Genomic DNA, 20,170 nt, shown 5'->3' with positions numbered 1-20,170 from the left:
TTACTGTAGGTTAGTGAGTTTATCCAGGGTTTGCGTGCCCTTGGCGATGATCTTGGCGTTCATCAGGCTCTGAATGTAGTAATCGGACAGGGCGGCGTTGGCCTGGCTGAAGTCCGTCGGGTTGCTGGAGCGGGAAGCGACTTCCAGGTTGCGGAACGCCTGCTGCTGCGCGCGCTGGTTATCGCTGATAGCGCCGCCGAGGCCGCTGAGCAGGCTCTCCTGGCCGTCGCCGGCCGGCGCGTTGAGCGCGGCGCTGAAGGCGTGCATATCGTCCTGATTGGCGTCGGCGGTGTCGGCGGCCGGAGAGGTGAGCGGGGCGCCGGTCAGTGACGGGCCGTTATGGGATATTTTCATCGCAGATTCGCCTGTAGCAAGAGGGGAAAAGCAGGAGGACGCGGCTGCGCCCTCCCGGCGCGGCATCAGTACTGAATTTTGACCTGCGCGGCGGCGGAGCCAGCCTGGGCCGCACTGTCGGCGATGCCGTTGATGCGCTGGTTTTCCGCATCCAGTTTGGCCTTGTCGACCTGGTTTTGCTGCATTTCCGCCTGCACGCCCTGCATCTGGCTCATAAAGCTGCTGCCGCTGCTGGCGCCGGCGAGTTTGGTGGCGAAGCCGGCGCCGCCGGTAATGCCGTTGGCCAGAGTGGTGCCGAGCGATGGTAATGACATCAATTTCATAACGTTTCCTCTCATATCATTGGATGATAATACGGGTACTTCACGGATTGAGTGGCGGAAGAGAGGAGGCGGTTCCGGCGGCGAGCGATTTTTTTTCCGGCGACCCGCCGCGCGACGGCGGCGTGGTTCGTCAGGCGTGAATATTGAGCTGCTTCAGGCGGTGGTAGAGCGTGCGGCGCGGGATGCCCAGCTCGTGCACCACATCGTCGATGCGGTGGTCGTGGCGGTTCAGACAGTCGTGGATCAGGCTGCGTTCGATGCGCTTGAGGCGCTCTTTCAGCAATACCGTGCCGCTCTCCTGCGGCAGCGCCTGATTGAGCGGCGGCAGGCCGAGGATAAAGCGTTCGGCCGCCGCCTTCAGCTCGCGCAGGTTGCCGGGCCAGCAGTGCAGCAGCAGCGCTTCGTCCAGCGCGGTGCTGCGCGGCGGGTGCGGCATGCCGAGCCGCAGCGCCGACTCGAGGGCGAAGCGGCGGAACAGCGGAATAATCAGTTCGGGACGCGAGCGCAGCGTGGGGGTCTCCAGCTTGATGGTGTTCAGGCGGAAGCAGAGATCGCGGCGGAAACGGCCGCTCTCCACCAGCTGCTCCAGCGGCGTCTGTGAGGCGGCGATTACGCGCAGATTGAGGCTGATTTGTTTGGTGCTGCCGAGGCGCGTAATGGTGCGGGTTTCCAGCACGCGCAGCAGTTTGGCCTGTACCGTCGGCGGCATGCTGTCGATTTCATCGAGGAATAAAATGCCGTTGTTCGCCGTTTCGATATAGCCGGCGCGGGCGTGGCTGGCGCCGGTGTAGGCGCCGGGTTCGACGCCGAACAGCTCGCTTTCGGCCAGATTTTCCGGAATGGCGCCGCAGTTGACGGGAACCAGCGGCCCGTTGCAGCCTGAGAGTTCATAAATACGCCGGGCCAGCGTGTCTTTGCCGGTGCCGGTTTCCCCTTCGAGCAGGATATCCACGTGCAGCGGGGCGACGATTTTGGTTAACTTATGCAGGTAACTGTGAATATCGTCGGCCGCGTGCGGCGTCGCGCCGGAGGCGGACGCGTGTGAGGCGTGATTTTCCCTGGCGCAATCGGCCGGTGCCCGAGCGGGCATTCTGGAATCAACAGGCTTAACCATAACTTCTCCGATTATTCTAAACCAGCGCGATCCCGCAGGTTTACGCTGGTTTAATTGTTGAACTTCCTGAATCTTTTTTTGACGACGCAAGACTGACAAAACATTACAAAGTATTAGCGTTTGGCTACTTTCCTCTATTGCCTTCCCCTACAGCTATCAGTCCAGGATGATTGTTCGGTAGTCCTTTTCCTGCTTTTTGTAGTCATTTCCCTACAGAGGCGCAGAAACGCCCGTGAGTACGCTGCTTGAGCGTATGCCCCGCCATCACTGAGCTGTCAGATGAATTTTTTATGTCTGCGTCCTGCGTCACGCCGAAATTCGGCAAATAGGGAACCCAAGCCGGCGTCGTGACACTCAGCTAGCGAGCCTCAGCCCATCAATCGCCAAAAATGTCAGGATATTGTAAGTATGTTCTGGCGGGGAAAGCTCGATACTTTTGCAGTTTTAATGATTAACCGGAGGTCTTATGAACGCGAGGTTGACAGGCAGTATGGCTGGAGAACGGAACGTCCGCGCGCCCGCAACGGGCGGTGCCGGTTTGATGCAAAACAGAGGAGGGTAACCTGATGACACTCAATATATCCGGTTCAGGCGTTGGCATGCCGCTGGTGGGGAATCTGATCGAACGAGCCAACGAAAACGTAGAAAAAATTGAACAGGCCATCTCGCTGCCGCAGCAAAACAGTGCGGTGAAATTCAGTAATGCCAACGGTGCGGAGTTTATGCAGCAGATGACGGCGCACGAGGGGGCAGCGCAGCCCGCGCAGCAGGGCGGGCTGATGCAGAAACTGCTGATGCTGATCGGGCTGCAGCAGCTGTTGGGCGGCAATGGGACGCAGCCGGCCGAGCAGTCGCCGCGCCAGTCGGAAAACAGCGCGCCTGCCGGGCAGTCGTCAGCGTCAGGCGGCGTGGGCGGGGTGATCCAGCAGGTGATGCAAATGATGCAGCAACTGATGCAGATGATCCAGCAACTGACGGGCGGCAAAGGCGCGCAGAGCGCTGACGGCGTGCAGAACGGTCAGAACGGTGGACAAACGCAGTCGGCCCGCAGCCAGCCGGAGACGCCGGCCTCCGGTGAGCAGTCTCAGGGCGGCGTGAGCGGTCTGGTTCAGCAGCTGATGCAGATGATGCAGCAACTGATGCAGATTATGCAGCAGCTGGCGGGCGGCGGGCAGAAGACCGCGCCGTCAGGTGAGAACGGCAACGCAGAGTCTGGCGGAGCCGCTCAGCCGGCACAGCAGCAGGGCGGCGGCAATATGCTGAGCAAACTGCTGGGTTCGGTGCTGCAGATGGTCGGGCTGGACGCGCTGATGTCGAAACTGGGCGGCACGCAGAACAACGGAGGCTAACGTTATGGTGAGCAATATCTCCGGCCAGGGGGTGTTTCCCCGTCAGGCCGGCCAATCGCTGGAGAACCCGGCAGAGGGCCTGAGTGAAACGCTGCAGACGCCGCAGCTGCGCATCGGGACGGTGAATTTCGGCAATGCGCCGGCGCAGCAGGCGGAGCAGCCGGAAGCGATGCCGCAGAGCGGCGGCCTGTTCCAGCAGTTGCTGATGCTGATCGGGCTGCAGTCGCTGTTGCAAAGCCCGCAGGCGGATATGTCGGCGATGTTTGGCGGCCAGGAAGGCGTCAGCGAGACGGAAAAGGACACCAGCGTGCCGCCGACCGATGACAACCTGAAGGGACGGCCGGATAACGATACCCGCAGCGCGCAGGAGATTATCGACGCCAACCCGGTGCTGAAGAACCTCGGTGACCAGAAGGATATCAAGCGCGATGAGCTGAAGCAGCGTTTTGGCGACTGGACCGAGGATAACCCGGATCCGGCCAGCCGCGCCGACGCCGCTTACAATATGGCGCGGGTGCTGAACAGCATCAAAGGGCTGAATAACCGCGAGGGCGGCTCCCGCGGCGACTTGGCGGACAACGGCAAGATTGACGGTATCACCAAGGACGGCGACGCCCGCCACGGCACCGAAGCCGGCGTGTTGAAAGATATCGCCGAACAGGGGCTGAAGGCTTTGCCGAGCAACGGCAACCTGCCGCAGACCAATGACAGCCACGTGCGGCTGGACGGCACCAACAAGGATAACTTCCAGTGGGCGATGGGCGAGATCGGCAAGGCGCTGTCCAATATCCCGATCCTGAAGTCCGTGCTGGCGCCGATGTTCAACAATATGGGCGAGGCCCGTGGCCTGGGTGATGTGTTTACCGGTGCGCTGAAGGGGATTGGCGAGGGGGCGATGAGCGCCGCTCGTGGCCCGGTCGGCTGGGCGATGACGGCGGCGACGGACACCGCGCAGATTGTGATAGATAACGTGAAAAATAAGAAATAGCCGTTAAGGCACCGGGGAAAGCGCCCCTGTACGGCAACGTGCAGGGGCTTTTTTTGCGTGCATCAGGCCGGCAGTTCGCCCTGGCCGGTTTTGATGATATTGGCGAAGTTCAGCACCTTATCGACGTAGGTGGCGTCGCCGGTGCCGGTTTTGGAGATATCGCTCAGGTCGTTGAGGTTGACGTTGTTCGGGCCGGAATTGTAGGCGCGCAGCGCCGCACCCATGTTGCCGTCAAAGGCGTTCAACTGCTCTTTCATATACAGCGCGCCGGCCATAATGTTGTCCTGGGTACTGTTCGGATCGGCGTCCGGCCCCAGCAGCCCGGGGTTTTTGCTTTGCAGATCGGCAAAGGTATTGCTGTTGACCTGCATCAGCCCGCTGTCCTGCAGGCCGTTGCCGCCGTTCACCGTGCTGGCGCCCAGGTTGCCGCGCGACTCCTGCCAGATTTGCGCCGCTAACACTTCCGCCGGCACGCCGGTCTTATCGGCGGCGTTCTGGATATCCGCTTCATACGGCTTCAGCGCGTCGGGCAGGTGCAGACTGCCGCTGCCGGCAGCCGGCGTGCTGTTCTCCGTTGCGCCGGTTGTCGGCTGGCCGCTGGCTGTCTCCGGCGTGCTTTGCGGGGTAACGCCCGGCGTTGACGCGCTGCCCTGCTGCTGCGGCGTCTGCGACCCGCCGTTCTGGCCGTTGGACAGCAGTTGCTGCGCCAGCTGCATAAACTGCGGCATGAGCTGACTGAACAGCATTTGCATCAGGGTGCCGGAAATGGCGCTTTGCAGCTGCTGTTGGATATCGCCGCCGCCGAGCAGGCTGTCCATGTTGGTGCCTTGGGCGCCGCCGTAGCTGATCGGCAATGGCGCGCCGCTGTCTGAGGCGTTAAGCACGGGTTTCTGCGACAGATTATCGCTCAGGTTGCTGAAGTCTCCGCTCTGCCCGAAGGGCTGCGGGACGGGGTTGGATGATACAGAGAGCATCGGTGTCTCCTTGGTGCGGGTGGGTATCGTGGTTGAGTGGCCGCCGTGGGACGCGGGGTCCCGCCCGGCGGTGCGTCAGGCCTTGCCGAAGGTGACGTCCAGCGTCATGGCGTCGGTATGGCGCATCGGGTTCTGGCCCTCCGGCAGCCGGTCGTCGTCCGGGTGCATATAGGTCATGCCGGTGCCGAGCATGTCGGTCATAAACTGGCCGCCCTTGCGCATGGTCTCGCTGGAGCCGTCGTAGTAGCCGGCAATGGTTTTATTCCCGGCAGAATCGGTGCTGACAATATCTGCCGGCGCGCGGTCGGCAATGCTCTGCCGATCGCCGATTTCAAATCCCTGATGATCGGTGGCGTGAATGGCGGCGTTGCGGCCATCGATATCGCTGGTATTGACGAAGCCGTTATAGAACTCCAGGCGGCTGGCGTCGTCCCGATAGTTGCCGTCGGCGTCGGCCTGCTTCAGCAGGCCGGTAAAGTCATTCTGATAACGCATCTGGCCGCTTTCCCCGGGCTTCAGGGTGACCTCGCCGACCAACTGATTGTGCTGATCAAACTGGCCGATATTGATGTCGTGATCCTGCGTATTGGTGATATTGAAGGTGCGCGGCCCGCTGCCGGCCGACGGACCGTCGGCGGCGCTTGCAGCATGGGCCGTCGGTTTGGCGGCGTTGGTTTCATTCAGCGGCATCGCACCGCCGGACGGGGCGGCAGTATCGGTATTCTGCTGCGCTGTTTCCTGCCCGCTGCCGTTCTGGCCCTGCATCCTCCGCGCCAGCTCCGCCATCACCTGACTGAGCAGCGCGCCGATCAACTGGCTGAGCGGGTCGCCGGGGTTGGGCTGCCCGTCCGTTGACGTCGGTAGGGCATCAGTCAGCGGCGTACCGAAATTGACGCTGCTCCCGGCGCCCGGCGTGGCGAACTGCACCGCATCGCCGCCGGCGGACTGCCGGGGAAGCTCGGCGGATGTCCAGGCATCGTCCATTGCCGGGCCGCTCTGCCATCCGGCTGCCGGGCGGTAGAAGGAAGAGATATCGACAGACATGGTGAGATCCTCGGGTTGGTAAATGGCCATAGTGAGTGGCGGCAAACCGGGGGCGGGTTCCCGAGGCGGGCTGAAATTGCGGGTATGATTCAGGGCGAAGCCGGGTTGGCGGGGAAGCGTGAGGCCGCAGGGCGTGTCTGCGGCTACGTGGTTTCAGAGGATCAGGCGTTGATAAACTCGGCGATGACCGCAGGTACGCTGGGGCGGCCGTTCTCCAGGCAGGTGGCGACGAAGGTGGCGTCGGCGTAGACCTGGCCGTCAACGCGGATTTGCTGCACGAAATTCACCCGGTTGCGCTTGTCGTTTTTCGCCAGCTCACAGGTGACTTCCATCTTGTCGCCCTTGGTGAGGCTTTTGCGAAAACGCAGGTTGTACTCCAGCACCATATACAGCCGTCCCTGCTTAAACTCCTCTTCGATATCGATGCCCAGCGCCTCTTTCATAAAGGCGTGGCGGGTCCACTCCATATAGAAGGGGTAGTAAAGGCCGTCAACCACGCCCTGAAAATCGATGTGTGCTGCGTCAACTTCGTAGTGTTTTACATACATTGAATAGTCCCTTAGTGCCTGATGTGGAATGGATATAAGCGATTTTACCGGATTAAATCACGATTTAGCGGCGGCGTTAACCCGCATCAGCGGTGGGGCCGGCTGCCAGATAGAAAATCAGGTAGAGCCCCGGCGAGTGTTCGATCTCCAGGGAGGTGTAGGTGTAATGACTGATGCGGCCATCGTCATTGATAATGGCTTTGTTGCCGGTGCCGATTTTCCGGACGTCATGATAATCCCACATGGTGCGAAATTCGCTGCTTCTCGCCGTCAGATCGTCGATCACCGCGCTGAAATCATCACGGTTATTGCCGGCGGCCTGATAGGCGCGGAACGCAGCGATCGTATGTCTGGCGGCCTGCTCCCATTGATAAATCTTTTGTTTGTACTCCGGGCAGACGAACATCAGCTTCAACGAGTTGCGATCCGCCTCGGCAATGGCGGACCAGTCAAAAATCTGCGTTTGCGCGGCCTGATTCCAGTACAGAATGTCCATATTATCGCGGCGGACAAAGGCCGGATGGGGATTGAGCGCATCGACCATCGCCATCACCTCGGCGGGGAGCTGCATCGGCGCCTGATGGGGGGCATCGTTGCCAAATACCATGGTATTCAGGTACTGCTGCTCTACCGGCGACAGTTTCAGCACTCTGCCGATACGCTGAAGCGCCGCCGGCGAGATGCTGATCTCCCGACCCTGCTCCAGCCAGGTGTACCAACTGACGCTGACCGCCGCCAGCTGCGCCACTTCTTCCCGGCGCAATCCGCTGACGCGCCGGTTAAGCGGACTGAAGCCGTAATCGCTCGGATTCAGTTTGGCGCGGTGTTTAACAAGAAAATCTTTGACGGCGGTGTTTCTGGACATGCTGACTCCTGGGTATGACCAATTATCATAGGATAACTGGCCCTCTTTTTCATGGCCGGCGGCGCTTTTATGCTTACTGTAAGACAGACCGTCAGCAATCTCAGGAGCCTTATGAAATCTATCTTTATATACGGTATTACCGGCGATATCGGCCAGCGTACGGCACGCCTGCTCAATGAGGCCGGCCACCGCGTATCGGGCGTGGCCAGAAGCGAGGATAAGGCCCGGCCGTTAATCGATCAAGGCATTAACGTGGTGCTGGGCGACGTGGCGTCCGCCAGCGCACAGACGCATCAGGCGTGGCTTGAGGGGGTGGATGTGGTGCTGTTCACCGCCGGGGCGAAGTCGGACGATGAGGCGAAAATCCGCGCCGTCGACTATCAGGCGGTGATTCATTCCGCGCAGGCGGCCATGCATGCCGGCGTCGGCGCCTATGTGCTGGTTTCCGCTTTCCCAGAAGCGGGGCGCCGCCGGGAAACCACCCCGGGATTTGAGTGCTATATGCACTATAAAAAACTAGCCGACGCCTGGCTGGTCAACAGCACGCTGGCGTGGACCATTCTCCGCCCGGGCAGACTGACGGAAGCCGAGCCGACCGGACGCGTACAGGCTGCGCCGGCGCTGCCGTACGGCGAGATTCCGCGCGCGGATTTCGCCGCGTTTGTGGCGGATGCGATCCGCCGCGGCGCCTACCCACAGGCGATTGTCGAAGTGACCGGTGCGGTGTAATGAGCAGCAGACAACATAATATTAAAATCATGCTCACCGGCCTGCTGACGCTGGTCACCGTAATGGGCATCGGGCGCTTTTCGCTGACGCCGCAGATCCCGGTGATGATCGGGGACGGTTACCTGACGCTTTCAAGCGCCGGGATTCTGGCGGCGATGAACTATATCGGCTATCTGGCCGGGGCGCTGCACGTCAGCCGTATGAAGAGCGGGCATGCGGGCTATCTGAAGGCCGGCATCTGCGCCACCGTGCTGGTGACCTTACTGTCCGGCGCGACCTCGTCGTTCGTCCTGCAGTGTCTGTTCCGTCTGGCCGCCGGCATCGGCGGCGCCTGGGCGCTGATCATCGTCACTTCCTGGACGCAGCTGACGCTGGCGGGCAACCGTGCTCCGCGCCTGTCCGCCGCAGTATTTACCGGCCCGGGCGTTGGCATTACGCTCAGCGGGATATTGGCATGGGCCATGGGGGTGCGGCATCTGGATTCTGCCAGCGCATGGTATGTCTACGGCGCGGTGGCCCTGCTTATCAGCCTGATGACGTTTCGCTATCTGCCGGCGACATTCGGCCCGGCTCAGGGAGCGGGCGAAAGCGAGAAGCCGGTTGGCAGTGAGCTGAAAAAACTGGTGGCTATCTATACGCTGGCTGGGTTCGGCTACATATTACCGGCGACGTTTCTGGCGCAGATGGCACACAGCGCCTTTCCGGGCGGCGATTTGGCGGCGTTTTTCTGGCCGCTGTTCGGCCTGTCGGCGGTGGCCGGCGTGGTGATGGTGATCCTGTTTGCGGCGCGCTTCAATACGCAAATCAGCCTGGCGGCGATGATGGTGCTGCAGGGGCTTGGCGTGGCTGCGGCGGTGGTATTACCGGGGGCCGTGGGATTGCTGTGTTCGACGGTGCTGACCGGCCTGGGCTTTTTGTCGATTATGCAGCTGACCATGAGGTTTGCGCGTGAAATCTCCTCCGGTTCGCTGGCAAAAAATGTGGGGCTTCTGACCTCCGGCTATGCGACCGGTCAGCTGGTTGGCCCGCTGGTGTCATCCGCCAGCGTGGCGCTGTTCGGCTCGCTGCATGAGGCGATTCTTCTGGCGGCGGCAGGGCTGGTTCTCGGTGGGATCGGCGTGGTGACCCTGATACGACGCCCGGCTGAGCAGAACTGATGGCCGCGGGCGGATAGCGGCGTACGCCTTTATCCGCCCGAGAGTAATCAGCTTTTCTTCACAAACTCGGACTTCAGTTTCATCTGGCCGAACCCGTCAATTTTGCAGTCGATATTGTGGTCGCCTTCGACCAGGCGGATGCTTTTCACACGGGTGCCGATTTTCAGCGTGGATGAGCTGCCTTTCACCTTCAGGTCTTTAATCACCGTCACCGCATCGCCGTCGGCCAGCAGATTGCCGTTGGCGTCTTTCACCACCAGCGCATCGTTATCGGCCGCAGGCTCGTCGTCGTTCCATTCGTGTGCACACTCAGGGCAGACATACAGGCCGTTATCGACGTAGGTATATTCAGACTGGCATTGCGGGCAGGCTGGAAGTTGCATAGTTATGGCCTCAATTTTCGTTAATTATAAGTCTAATCAATATGTTAATGGGTAACTCTCTCTGGCTGCGATCGTTATCTTCAGCACCAGGAGATAATGTGCGCAATGGTAACATTAAATGTGTATGACATTATAATGTTATTGGTATTATCATGCGTGCTTTAAAGGTAAGCGTGAGCCAGGCAGCGTAACGACGGCGACTACCCGTTCGGCATCGATTGACCGGGTTTTTGTCGGGTTGAATCTTTTACGTCTCTGCGTGGCTGAGTTTATTTTGCGCCGGCGGTTGGGCGCGCAGTATCAGAGGGCCCCGTGACTCGCATTGTCGACGATATTTTACAAACGCTGCTGGACAGGGATCCGCCAGGGCAGGAAATCCACCGCGAAGCGGATGAGTACGGCGATATTATCGTTGCCGAACACAAACAGTATCGCATCCTGCGTTTTGACGATCTGTACGAGCAGAGCAAGGTGAACATGCGTTCTCCTGAGGTGCCGATACATCACTATATTCAAGCGATGTTGATGGCGATTAGCTGGCAGGAAGAGGGCGACGTGCTGTTGCTGGGGCTGGGCGGCGGCAGCCTGCTGCGGGCGCTGCATGCCTACAACCCCGCCAGGCGGCTTGATGTGGTGGAGCTGCGTCCGCGCGTGCTGGCGGTTGCCCGTAGTTATTTCACGCTGCCTGATACAAGCTGTGTGAACTACCATATTGACGATGCCGAGCGCTATTTGCAGCAGGCGCAGGGCCGCCGCTACGGGGTCATTTTCTCCGATCTTTATTCGGCATTCAGCATGTCGCCGCTGCAGGGCACCGAAGCGTTTCTCGAACGCTGCCGGGACGCGCTGTGCGACGGCGGCTGGCTGGTGCTCAACTACCTGGAAATGCCGCACGGCCAGACGCTGCTGTACCATGCCCTGTACCGGGTGTTTACCGACGTCTTTTTCTGCGAAACCGGCAGCGGCAACGTGGTGATTTACGCCACCTGCGCCACCAATGCTTACCGGCTTAAAGCGCTGCGGACGCAGGCGGCGCGTTTGGGATGCGACGGCGTGGCGGAGGTGGGCCATCTGGCGCGTTATCTGACGCGGCTGTAGTTTTCTGGCGAAGTTTGGCCGGGATGGTATTATAATTGGATTATCATAATCAGGATGATAACACCATGGAAAAGAAGACCGCGCGTTTAACCGTTTTGATCGATCCGGAGAAGAAGAAAGCTCTGGAGACGCTTTGCCAACAGCAAGATGTTACCCCCTCGCAGGTGGTGCGGCAATTGATCCGGGATTACCTGCACAAGCATCACGTTGACTACCCTTCCCAGACTTCTCAGGCCAACCCCAAGGTCGAGACGCGCTGATAGTCCGGGTAACCTACGCCGATCGGCAGGGGAGATTCCGTCTGCCTGCCGCAGTCGGCGCCGTAGCCCGTTACGCGCTGTCAGATTGCCTGTTGCACCCGCATGGCGCTGCCGCGGCCTCTCTTATCCGGTATTATCATCCCCGCCGCCGTGATTATTTCTGCCCGTCGGCCAGCGCCTCCGGCAGCGTTGAGTAGAAGGCGAGCCGGCCGTCAATCGGCCGTATGCGTGCCCGCGCCAGCGTTTTTAGCGGCTGGAAGGGAATGTCGGTGACGATCAGCTGCTTACCCTGCGGCAACGCATCAATAAAGCGCTGCAGGGCGCTGAGTCCGCCGGCGTCCAGCACCGGCACCGCATCCCACTGCAGAATCACCGTCTGATACGCGGTACTGCGTGCCAGCACCTCATCGAACACGCGCTCGGCGGCGGCAAAAAACAGCGGGCCGTTCACGCGCAGCACCAATACATCCGCGTCATCGCTGAGCGTGCTCAGGCGCGTCATCCGCGCGATGCGGCGCATAAACAGCAGCGAGGCCAGTACGATGCCGACGGTAATGGCGATCACCATATCGAACAGCACCGTCAGCGCCATGCACAGCAGCATGACGATAATGTCATCCTTGGGCGCCCGGCGCAGCAGATCGACTACCTTGTGGGCCTCGCTCATATTCCAGGCGACGAGCAGCAGCAGGGCGGCCATAGCGGCCAGCGGCAGGAAGGAGAGCCAGGGCGCCAGCAGCAGCAGGGCCAGCAGCACCAGCAGCGCGTGAATCACGGCGGCCAGCGGCGAGGTGGCGCCGGCGCGCACGTTGGCCGCCGAGCGGGCGATGGCGGCGGTGGCGGTAATACCGCCAAAGAACGGCGCAATAATATTGCCGATCCCTTGTCCCAGAAGCTCGCCGTTGGCGCTGTGTTTTTTGCCGGTCATGCCGTCCAGCACCACGGCGCACAGTAAGGATTCAATGGCGCCCAGCATTGCCATGGAGAAGGCTGCGGGGAGCAGTGCGGACAGCGTCTGCCAGCTTAGCGTCATCGGCTGACCGTCCGCCGCCGGCAGTGTCCAGGGCAGCTGCAGCTGAGGCAAAATGGCGGGGATGCCGGCGCCCTGGCTGCCATCGGCCAGCTGATAGCTGAAGCTGGAGCCGATGGTGGCGACCTGATGACCGGCCAGATTAAGCAACCCCATGACCGCCGCGCCGGCCGCTAACGCCGGCAGATGGCCGGGCACGCGCAGCCCCAGCCGTGGCCAGACAACCAGCACCAGCAGCGTCACGCCGCCAATCAGCGTATCGCCAATATCCGCGGCGGGCAGCGCCTGCAGCAAGGCGGCCAGTTTATCCACGTAGCCGGCCGGCAGCGCCGCGAGCGGCAAGCCGAAAAAATCTTTCACCTGCAGCGTGGCGATGGTGATGGCGATCCCCGAGGTAAAACCAAGCGTGACCGGCAGCGGAATATATTCAATCAGCCGGCCGACGCGGGTCAGCCCCATCACCACTAAAAACATGCCGGAGAGCAGAGTAGCCAGCAGCAGGCCGGCCAGGCCGAACTGTTGGGCAACCGGATACAGGATCACCACAAAGGCGGCCGTCGGCCCCGAGACGCTGTAGCGCGACCCGCCGGTGACGGCGATCACGATGCCGGCAACCGCTGAGGTGTACAGACCGTACTGCGGCGGTACGCCGCTGGCGATAGCCAGCGCCATGGCCAGCGGGATGGCGATAATGCCGACGGTAACGCCGGCAATGACGTCTTTTAGCAGACGCTGGCGTGAGTAGGGTTCCTGCCAGCAGGCGGCAATAAGGGCGCTGAAGGGGCGTACGCGGTTGATCTTGTGTGTATTCATCTCAGGTAATGGCCAAATCAAAAATAAAGCGACATGGCGGGCCGGATGGGGTCCGTCTCGGTTGCAGGCGATCGGGTGTATAGTTCTCCGCAATGAAATCAATATGTTAATTTTATTATAATGCTATTCGCATATTGCGCTGCTATGATCAACCTAAGCAGTGGGGAAGTAAAGGGCATCCTTATTAATTGTTGGGGGAAATAAACAGCCAAAAAAGGCTGGTTACCCTGAATGAGGAGAACGTATGGATTTTTTGCATGCGCAGTTACACCTGAAAACGGGCGACGTGGTGGAAGTGCACTGCGACCGGCCGTGCATCATCCTGCTGATGGATGATGCGGAGTTTGCGCGCTATACCCACGGGCAGCCGGGACGTCATCATGGCGGCCATTTCGATGAACTGCCGGCGCGCTTCACCGCGCCTGACGACGGCGTATGGCACATCGCAATTGATGCCGGCCAGTTTAACTCCGCACTTACCCACAGCATCAATATTTATCCGGTTAATTAGTCGTGCGCCTTCGCACTGCGAGGGCGCTTCCCTTTCCTGTGGTGCAGGCCTGTGGAGTAGTGCAAGGTTTGGCATGAGGGCCGGCCCCTTGTATATGGCCGGCTTGATGGTTTACTGCGAGCTGTCTTCGACCTGTACCGTGACTTCTTTGGCACCGTCGGGCTTTACTACGCTTACCGCATAATGGGTGTGAGCCGATGTCCAGCATTCACCGGCAAAAAGGCATTCAGGCTGCCGTTGATAACCGGCGGCGGTCAGATAGTCGCTGATTTTTCGGGTGTCATCGGCGCCATAAAATGTCACCGTATATATCAGGGCCTGCGGCCCGGAGACGTTGGTATAATCAAACTGATAACGCTCCGATATGCGTGGCATTTTCTTGAGCAATTCAGGGGTGTAAAACGCATATTCTCTTTCATCCTGTTCGGTATATTGCGCGCTGCTGGCGAAATTCATGGTTATCGTGGGCCAATAGTAGGCAAATAGGGCAGCAACGGTAGCAACACTCAGGATTATTTTTTTTGATATTTTCATAGTCTTGACTCTACTTTCCCTATTTTTATGTAAGTACCGTCATTTGTAGACACAGAGACATTCCCAGATGAAAAGTCACCGTAAGGCATGATGGTTTTCATAAAAGGTGGGAGTTCCGACCAATATGGCTTGGCGTGAGGAAATCTAGCCGGATCAGGAAACAATAGCGGTGTAAAACTCTCATTCTTAAAAGAGCCTATCGGACCATAGTGATCCCAACGTCTTAAGGCTTCATCCTTGTTGAGTGGGCGGAGAATATGGAATGGGTTATGGATAGACATTACACGGTAGAAACCCAATAAGTCAGATACTAAATCCTCACCGCTGAACCCACTATCAGTAACAAGGTTGTTCGGGAATGCTGACTGGAATGCTTCGAATTTTCGTGCGCACGTCATCATCATTGCGAGCGTAATACTTTGTTGCTCATAATAGGTTCTTCCCCGTTTTATGCGCCATTCAATATACTTTCCAGTACGAAGAACGCCGCGCGCCAGCATTGACTGGATGTATTTAACATCATAATACTTTTTACCTGATGCTTCCCCTTCCCTCAACTTACCCATTAGTTTTTTAACGTCATCACCTCGAGCATGGCCTAGATCGATCCAACCGAGTACTTCGGTGTAAATTAAACCTCTATTTGCCGTGGAGGCTTTATAGCCATCAATAATCTCACTTCTCTTACTCATTCTTGAATGTCCTTTTCTTGTTGCACGAACTTCCTTATGCCTTACGACGTTTCAGTACGCATCCTCTCTACATTGTCTGAGTGTGATTCCTTGCACCCGGAGGAGACGAATTTATTTTCCGTTTTTTGTCCGGAACTTACTAGCCTTGTATTCCTATTTTGCGACAGAGTGAACGCGCAACGCCATTGCCCGACCGCTCAATCTGTGGAAGGATGCAGCGCAACGTGCGGCAGGGCCGGCGACAGGATTAATCACCGAGGTGAACAATGGTCAACAGCGCGCTGTGGTACCGGGAGTTTGGCGTACCGGAAGAGGTGCTCCGGCTGGAACACGCGCCGCCGGCCGCGTTGACGGCGGGAAGCGTGCGGGTGGAAATGCGGCTTGCGCCGGTGAACGCCTCTGATTTGATTCCGCTCACCGGCGCTTACCGCCACCGGATTACGCCGCCGGCCGTTGCGGGCTATGAGGGCGTCGGCGTGGTGACGGAGGCGACGCCGAGGGCGGAGTATCTGCTGGGCAAACGGGTGTTGCCGCTGCGGGGCGAGGGAACCTGGCAGCGCTATGTCAGTTGCCCGGCGGCGCTGGCGGTGCCGGTGCCGGAGGCTATCGCGGACCCGCTGGCGTCCCGTGCCTATATCAATCCGCTGGCCGCGCTGTTGATGTTGGATCTGTATAATCCGGCGGGGCGTCGTGTGCTGCTGACCGCCGCTGGTTCCGACTGCGCCAGGCTGCTCGGCCAGTGGGCGCTGCAGCGTGGCGCGACGGCGGTGGCGGGCATCTGCCGTTCCCCGGTGCATGCCGACAGCCTGGCGGCCTGCGGCATTACCCCCGTGGCGCAGAGCGAGCGGGCGCGCATCGACCACCTGGCCGCTACGGCGGATATCGTGTTTGACGCCACCGGCGGCGTGCTGGCGCAGCAGTTGCTGGAAGCGATGCGGCCGGACGGGCTGTTTGTCTGTTACGGGCTGCTCTCCGGGCAGACGTTCGCGCAGAAACGCCACTACCCGCCGGTGCGCTGGTTTCATATCCGCAACTATCTGGCCGACATCGCTGCGGCGCAGTGGCACGCGCTGTTCGGGCGGATATGGCCGCTGCTGGCGGAAAGCCGCTGCGGCGAGGCGCACATCTTTCCGCAGGCCGACTGGCGGGAGGCGCTGGCGCTGTACCGCCAGCCGGGCCGACAGATTAAGCCCGTGATGAGTCTGCAGCCTTGAGCGCCAGGGTGGCGAGCAGCGCCTCCTGCGCGGCCGCCAATTGCTCGTGGTCGAGAAACGCCGTTGCCTGTAGGGGAAAAAACTGCAGGGAATGCAGGCCGATGCAGCCAAAGGCGGCGGTGAGGTAAGGGGTGAGAAAGTCCGGCTGTCTGGCACGTTCGCCGCTGAACACGCCGCCGGCGGCAATGGCGATATAAACCGGTTTGTCCTGCAGCAGGCCGAGTTTCTCGCCGTCGGGGGTTGTGGTGATAGTGCGCCCCATACGCAGAATCTGATCGAGCCACGCCTTCAGCACCGAAGGCACGGTGAAATTGTTCATCGGCGTGCCCAGCACCAGCGCGTCGGCCCGCTCGACTTCCTGAATCAAGGCTTCCGACAGCCGCAGCGCGCTTTCCGTCGCGCCGGCCGCCAGCGCACCGGGTGAGGATAATACGCTGGCGTAGTCGGCGTCGGCATGCGCTATCGGCTCGCGGCCCAAGTCGCGGCGCGTCACGCCGGCGTCAGGGTTGGCGGCTTTCAGTCGCGCGAGCAGGGCGGCCGAAAGCCGGCGGCTGTGCGAATCGTGCCGCGGGCTGCAGTCAATGTGCAGTATATTCATCGTATCTTCTCCTATCGCTGAGCAGCAGCGCCCGTTAATCAGCATAGTTCGCTCCGGCGCTGCCGTAGAGCCGTGCCCGGCGTTACTGACGCATACCGATCGCCAGACGGTTAAAGGCGCTCATCAGGGCGATGGCGAAGGTCAGGTCGGAGATTTCCACTTCGCTGAAGTGCGCGCGGAGCGGTTCGAAGTCGTCGTCGGAGGCATGGGTGGTATCCACGTGCGTCAGCGATTCCGTCCAGGCCAGCGCGGCGCGTTCGCGGGCGCTGAAGCGTTCGCTGACGCGCCAGCCCGCCACCGAATCCGCCGGGCTGGGGCTGCAGGCGCTGAGTGACTGGCGGGCCACGCCTTCCGAAGCGGGCGGGTTGCTGATGGGGTTTGCCAATTTTGCCACGGCGGCAGAGGCAGAGACGGCGGTGCGGCGTTTTAAGGCGGTGATGGTGTAGCGCTGGGGCGGCGAAAACGTCAGTTATCCGTCGAGCCGGGCGCCAATCTGCGCTTGGGCATAGTGAACAAAGCGTTCTACCGCCGGCATGACCGCTGCCCAGTCCTGCGTCGCCAGCCCCAGATACTCCTGCCGTGCCGCCTGCAGCGTGGCGGCATGGTCGGCGGGCAACCGAGGCAACAGCCAGTCCGCCCCCTCTTCTTTGCCGGTAATATCGCCGTGGACAACGCTGTACCAGATGCGCGCCAGCGTCAGGAGGATATTACGCTCGTCGCCCTGCAGGTCTGCGGTTGTCTGCCACAGCGTCAGCGTATCCTGAAAGGTTTGCCGCAGGTCGCGCGGCGGTACAGGGGGAAACAGCCGTGCCGCCTCGTCGCCGGCCAGCGCCACGCTGGCGTGGCGCGCTTTGGTCAGCAGAATGGCAATATCTGCGTCCTGCTGCGCCGGTTCATAGATTCCCGCACCAATAGCCTCGCGCAGCCACTCGCCGAACTGCAGTTCTCTGACCGGCGGGTAGCGCCACGGCACCAGCTGTGAATACACCAGCACGGTGACCTCCAGCGCCCGCTTGGTATCCGATGCGCCGGGCGGCGCAGACAGCGTCAGCAGCGCCTGCATCAGGGCCGCCCGCTGCGCGTCGTCCAGCGGCGCACGCACCGTAACCAGCAGATCGAGATCGCTGTAGGGCCGTAGCCCGCCCTCAACGGCAGAGCCGTACAGGTGGACGGCCATCAGGTTACGGTCAAGCTGGCGGGTGAGAAGGTCGACGGCGGCGGTCAGCTGCTGTTGCACGGGAGCTGTCAGGGATAGTGTCATGCTGTTCATCCTGTCTGGATTGGTTAGCAATACGTGTTATTGGTTCAAATATTGTAGCGTTGGTTGCTGATGATATGCAGGCGGGCGTCGCTCCTTATATTAATTGAGTGTTTATATGTTATTTTTATGAAACACATGTTTATTTATAAAAAATAAATACGTTCCTGATAACTGTTTATGAATCAGGGGGAAGGTTGTGATGTTTGCTCTCTGGCAGTTTTCGGTACTTTCGGGTATAAATCCATGCATCAGCAAGTAAATTTACGGTGCGTTGTTTTATGCGTTAAAAATAAACACCAGGTTAGAAAAGGACTATTCCGAGGAATAAATATCCCGATGGGGATTTAAGGACAGATAAATGAAAAAACTTTCTTCCTTGTTATTAGTTTGTGTTGCGATGGTTTTTTCCTCCAATGCAACGGCGGGACGTCAGGGATGTGAAATCAAGAAAAGTAAAATCAAAACGCAGATGGAATATGCCAAGCGCTACGGCAACCATAACCGTCTGGCAGGGCTGGAGCGGGCGCTGGCCCGGGTTGAGGCGGCGTGTTCTGATGGTTACAGCGGCGCCAGCTATCGCCTTGACGGCTATAGCGGGGCGAGTCATCGTCTTGATGGCTATAGCGGGGCGAGTCATCGTCTTGATGGCTACAGCGGTGCCAGTCATCGTCAGGATAAAATTCAGGGTAAGGAAGATAAAGTCAGACGGCGCGAAATCGAGCTCGATCGGGCGATTGCCAGCGGCGATATGGAAAAGGTTCGTAACAAGGCCCATAAGCTGAATGAAGCCAAGCAGGAACTGGCGGAAGCGCGGCGCTGGTAACGGCACCCACGCTTGCTGATAAATATTGCCGCCGGCTAAAAGCGACCGGACTGGCGTCTGGAGCATGAAAGCGGTAAGTTCGCCGCCGTGTGCGGGCGGACTTACCGTCTCTCCCCCTCTGCGTGGTATTCCCGTTCTGATGCTAGGTCCGCCATAAGCATGTATAACTCCCCTCGTCGTATCAACCAACGATCGTCTTGCCCCCGCTTTTGCCTTTTCCACACTGATTCTTATTACGGCTGAATTAACAGCAAGACTTCTTCTTGCCATTATGGTTATTTTTTATCTCGTTTCTGAGATTTTTCTGTAGAGAAATAACTAACATGGGAAAAATTTTGTTTTTTATTTTTACTGCCTGCCTCTTTCGCGTTTTTTCTAGGTTCATCTATGGTTTTTTATTGAAGAGCTGATTTATCAGGTTTTTTTATCACTCGCCAATTTCAAAGTTGTTTTTTATTTCGAGTATTCCTAAAGAAAATTCTTATCTTTGGGTTTGGTTATTCTCTTGAGTGTGGTTTTATTGATTGTCGATGTTGATTGCTTTTCTTTTGTACAGTATTATCTCGGTAAATAAGGTGGTAATTAATAGAATTTTCTGACGGCATCTCGGAGATGCTAGTTTTCAAAGGGAAATAAATAATGAAATTTACACTTGGCGCATTGCTGCTACTTACTGCGGGCCTGGCGCAGGCTGCAGGCGGTGTTTATCTTGGCACCACCCGCGTGATTTTTGATTCGGCAAATAAAACGACGACGGTGATCGCAAATAACTCGTCTGAGAAAGATACCTGGCTGTTGCGCTCCTGGGTTTCGCCTTATACATCAAAAAACAAAGAGGCCTCTGCGGATAGTTCCGAAGGGAGTGGGCATTTTGTGGTAACGCCGCCATTATATCGCCTTGATCCTAAGGGGTCGGTTCAATTGAGAATTAACCGAACTGGCGGCGTATTGCCGGAAGACCGGGAATCCGTATTTTATTTTAATGCGTTGGCCATTCCGCCAAAGCCTAAAGAGGGGAAAGGCAGCATGGTGCAATTTGCGCTGAATACCCAGATAAAATTATTCTATCGCCCGCATGCATTAAATGAAGAGCGCGCCGTGGCGCAGGCTTATAAAAAAATAACCGTGCGAAGCAATGGTGCGTTGCTGACGCTCAGTAACCCGACGCCTTATTATCTGACGGTGACGAACGTGTTGCTCGATAATGGAAAAGGCGTGGCCTTTAACGATCCGATGATTCCGCCATTCGGCAAGATCTCGTCACCCTTGTCGGTGTCGAACGGCACGTTGAGCTATCAGGTTATTAATGACTACGGCGGTCAGACGCCGCGTATTAATAAAACCTTCTGACGTAAATAAAACGATAATTCTCGCTTCAGGACGAACGATCGGATAACGGATAAAGTGATATGGATAATCTGCCGGGAAAAATCGGAAGGGATTGGCGTCTGCGTAAAAAGCCTGAGGGGCATATTCTTCTGGGGGCCATATTGGCCGCGCTGGCCGGA

Annotated in this window: 24 protein-coding genes and 1 pseudogene; 11 read left to right on the top strand and 14 right to left on the bottom strand. The window is 58.7% G+C overall.

Annotation, left to right across the window (positions count from 1 at the left end; genetic code table 11):
• The 3 genes from CLM71_RS20195 to CLM71_RS20185 form a co-directional block, all read right to left on the bottom strand.
• Positions 1–354: an EscI/YscI/HrpB family type III secretion system inner rod protein gene (locus CLM71_RS20195; RefSeq protein WP_105232585.1), complete on the bottom strand. Its 354-nt coding sequence runs from the start codon at positions 352–354 to the stop codon at positions 1–3.
• A 65-nt stretch (positions 355–419) separates the two neighbouring features.
• Positions 420–677, bottom strand: a complete 258-nt coding sequence (locus CLM71_RS20190; protein WP_105232584.1) for a hypothetical protein — start codon at positions 675–677, stop codon at positions 420–422.
• A gap of 130 nt (positions 678–807) precedes the next feature.
• Positions 808–1,767, bottom strand: a complete 960-nt coding sequence (locus CLM71_RS20185) for a sigma 54-interacting transcriptional regulator (RefSeq protein WP_232251601.1) — start codon at positions 1,765–1,767, stop codon at positions 808–810.
• Positions 1,768–2,357: 590 nt separating this feature from the next.
• Here CLM71_RS20185 and CLM71_RS20180 point away from each other — a divergent pair.
• Both CLM71_RS20180 and CLM71_RS20175 read left to right on the top strand, forming a co-directional pair.
• Positions 2,358–3,140, top strand: a complete 783-nt coding sequence (locus CLM71_RS20180; RefSeq protein ID WP_158684847.1) for a hypothetical protein — start codon at positions 2,358–2,360, stop codon at positions 3,138–3,140.
• Positions 3,141–3,144: 4 nt separating this feature from the next.
• Positions 3,145–4,128, top strand: coding sequence for a hypothetical protein (locus CLM71_RS20175; protein WP_105232581.1), 984 nt, complete (start codon positions 3,145–3,147; stop codon positions 4,126–4,128).
• A gap of 62 nt (positions 4,129–4,190) precedes the next feature.
• On the opposite strand, the gene CLM71_RS20170 is transcribed toward CLM71_RS20175, so the two are convergent.
• From CLM71_RS20170 to CLM71_RS20155, 4 genes are all read right to left on the bottom strand, one after another.
• On the bottom strand, positions 4,191–5,102 hold the full coding sequence (locus CLM71_RS20170; RefSeq protein ID WP_105232580.1) for a lytic transglycosylase domain-containing protein: 912 nt from the start codon (positions 5,100–5,102) through the stop codon (positions 4,191–4,193).
• Between the two features lie 75 nt (positions 5,103–5,177).
• On the bottom strand, positions 5,178–6,146 hold the full coding sequence (locus CLM71_RS20165) for a hypothetical protein (RefSeq protein WP_105232579.1): 969 nt from the start codon (positions 6,144–6,146) through the stop codon (positions 5,178–5,180).
• Positions 6,147–6,307: 161 nt separating this feature from the next.
• Positions 6,308–6,694, bottom strand: a complete 387-nt coding sequence (locus CLM71_RS20160) for a thioesterase family protein (RefSeq protein ID WP_105232578.1) — start codon at positions 6,692–6,694, stop codon at positions 6,308–6,310.
• Positions 6,695–6,770: 76 nt separating this feature from the next.
• Positions 6,771–7,559 (bottom strand): helix-turn-helix transcriptional regulator, encoded by a 789-nt coding sequence (locus tag CLM71_RS20155; protein WP_105232577.1) that lies wholly within the window; start codon positions 7,557–7,559, stop codon positions 6,771–6,773.
• Between the two features lie 111 nt (positions 7,560–7,670).
• On the opposite strand from CLM71_RS20155, the gene CLM71_RS20150 reads away from it, so the two are divergent.
• Entirely contained in the window at positions 7,671–8,288 is a 618-nt protein-coding gene (locus CLM71_RS20150; protein WP_158684846.1) for an NAD(P)H-binding protein, read from the top strand.
• Positions 8,288–9,445, top strand: a complete 1,158-nt coding sequence (locus tag CLM71_RS20145) for a YbfB/YjiJ family MFS transporter (RefSeq protein ID WP_105232575.1) — start codon at positions 8,288–8,290, stop codon at positions 9,443–9,445. Before CLM71_RS20150 ends, CLM71_RS20145 begins: the two co-directional genes overlap by 1 nt.
• A 47-nt stretch (positions 9,446–9,492) precedes the next feature.
• Here CLM71_RS20145 and CLM71_RS20140 read toward each other — a convergent pair whose 3' ends face one another.
• Positions 9,493–9,828: a zinc ribbon domain-containing protein YjdM gene (locus CLM71_RS20140; RefSeq protein ID WP_105232574.1), complete on the bottom strand. Its 336-nt coding sequence runs from the start codon at positions 9,826–9,828 to the stop codon at positions 9,493–9,495.
• Positions 9,829–10,140: 312 nt separating this feature from the next.
• Between CLM71_RS20140 and CLM71_RS20135 the strand changes: the two genes are divergently transcribed.
• Together CLM71_RS20135 and CLM71_RS20130 are read left to right on the top strand one after the other, a co-directional pair.
• On the top strand, positions 10,141–10,926 hold the full coding sequence (locus CLM71_RS20135; RefSeq protein ID WP_105232573.1) for a spermidine synthase: 786 nt from the start codon (positions 10,141–10,143) through the stop codon (positions 10,924–10,926).
• Between the two features lie 65 nt (positions 10,927–10,991).
• Entirely contained in the window at positions 10,992–11,186 is a 195-nt protein-coding gene (locus tag CLM71_RS20130; RefSeq protein WP_105232572.1) for a ribbon-helix-helix domain-containing protein, read from the top strand.
• A gap of 154 nt (positions 11,187–11,340) precedes the next feature.
• Here CLM71_RS20130 and dauA read toward each other — a convergent pair whose 3' ends face one another.
• Positions 11,341–13,029 (bottom strand): C4-dicarboxylic acid transporter DauA, encoded by a 1,689-nt coding sequence (gene dauA / locus CLM71_RS20125; RefSeq protein ID WP_105232571.1) that lies wholly within the window; start codon positions 13,027–13,029, stop codon positions 11,341–11,343.
• A gap of 244 nt (positions 13,030–13,273) precedes the next feature.
• Here dauA and CLM71_RS20120 point away from each other — a divergent pair, with 244 nt between their 5' ends.
• Entirely contained in the window at positions 13,274–13,540 is a 267-nt protein-coding gene (locus tag CLM71_RS20120; protein WP_105232570.1) for a DUF1883 domain-containing protein, read from the top strand.
• A gap of 111 nt (positions 13,541–13,651) precedes the next feature.
• On the opposite strand, the gene CLM71_RS20115 is transcribed toward CLM71_RS20120, so the two are convergent.
• Complete coding sequence (locus CLM71_RS20115) at positions 13,652–14,074, bottom strand: hypothetical protein (RefSeq protein ID WP_158684845.1); 423 nt, start codon at positions 14,072–14,074, stop codon at positions 13,652–13,654.
• Positions 14,071–14,766 (bottom strand): hypothetical protein, encoded by a 696-nt coding sequence (locus CLM71_RS20110; protein WP_105232568.1) that lies wholly within the window; start codon positions 14,764–14,766, stop codon positions 14,071–14,073. The genes CLM71_RS20115 and CLM71_RS20110 overlap by 4 nt, the downstream gene beginning before the upstream one ends.
• 266 nt (positions 14,767–15,032) lie before the next feature.
• Here CLM71_RS20110 and CLM71_RS20105 point away from each other — a divergent pair, with 266 nt between their 5' ends.
• Positions 15,033–15,980 (top strand): zinc-dependent alcohol dehydrogenase family protein, encoded by a 948-nt coding sequence (locus CLM71_RS20105; RefSeq protein WP_105232567.1) that lies wholly within the window; start codon positions 15,033–15,035, stop codon positions 15,978–15,980.
• Here CLM71_RS20105 and CLM71_RS20100 read toward each other — a convergent pair.
• Both CLM71_RS20100 and CLM71_RS20095 read right to left on the bottom strand, forming a co-directional pair.
• A complete protein-coding gene (locus tag CLM71_RS20100; protein ID WP_105233521.1) occupies positions 15,952–16,578 on the bottom strand; it encodes an FMN-dependent NADH-azoreductase in 627 nt (208 codons plus the stop codon). The genes CLM71_RS20105 and CLM71_RS20100 overlap by 29 nt on opposite strands.
• An 82-nt stretch (positions 16,579–16,660) precedes the next feature.
• A pseudogene (locus CLM71_RS20095) lies at positions 16,661–16,882 on the bottom strand (carboxymuconolactone decarboxylase family protein); the annotation flags it as partial.
• On the opposite strand from CLM71_RS20095, the gene CLM71_RS20090 reads away from it, so the two are divergent.
• Complete coding sequence (locus tag CLM71_RS20090) at positions 16,788–17,024, top strand: hypothetical protein (RefSeq protein WP_105232566.1); 237 nt, start codon at positions 16,788–16,790, stop codon at positions 17,022–17,024. The pseudogene CLM71_RS20095 and the gene CLM71_RS20090 sit on opposite strands and share 95 nt — an antisense overlap.
• Before the next feature lie 23 nt (positions 17,025–17,047).
• Here CLM71_RS20090 and CLM71_RS20085 read toward each other — a convergent pair whose 3' ends face one another.
• A complete protein-coding gene (locus tag CLM71_RS20085; RefSeq protein WP_105232565.1) occupies positions 17,048–17,839 on the bottom strand; it encodes an ANT(3'')-I family aminoglycoside adenylyltransferase in 792 nt (263 codons plus the stop codon).
• Between the two features lie 358 nt (positions 17,840–18,197).
• Here CLM71_RS20085 and CLM71_RS20080 point away from each other — a divergent pair, with 358 nt between their 5' ends.
• Both CLM71_RS20080 and CLM71_RS20075 read left to right on the top strand, forming a co-directional pair.
• Positions 18,198–18,662 carry a DUF1090 domain-containing protein gene (locus tag CLM71_RS20080; RefSeq protein WP_158684844.1) on the top strand — a complete coding sequence of 155 codons (465 nt, stop codon included), beginning with the start codon at positions 18,198–18,200 and terminating at the stop codon, positions 18,660–18,662.
• Between the two features lie 639 nt (positions 18,663–19,301).
• Positions 19,302–20,012: a molecular chaperone gene (locus CLM71_RS20075; RefSeq protein ID WP_105232563.1), complete on the top strand. Its 711-nt coding sequence runs from the start codon at positions 19,302–19,304 to the stop codon at positions 20,010–20,012.
• The last annotated feature ends 158 nt before the right edge of the window (positions 20,013–20,170 follow it).

The organism is Serratia sp. MYb239 (genome assembly GCF_002966855.1).
In the GTDB taxonomy this organism is placed as follows: Bacteria; Pseudomonadota; Gammaproteobacteria; order Enterobacterales; family Enterobacteriaceae; genus Serratia_B; species Serratia_B rhizosphaerae.
This window is presented reverse-complemented; position numbering and strand designations above follow the sequence as displayed.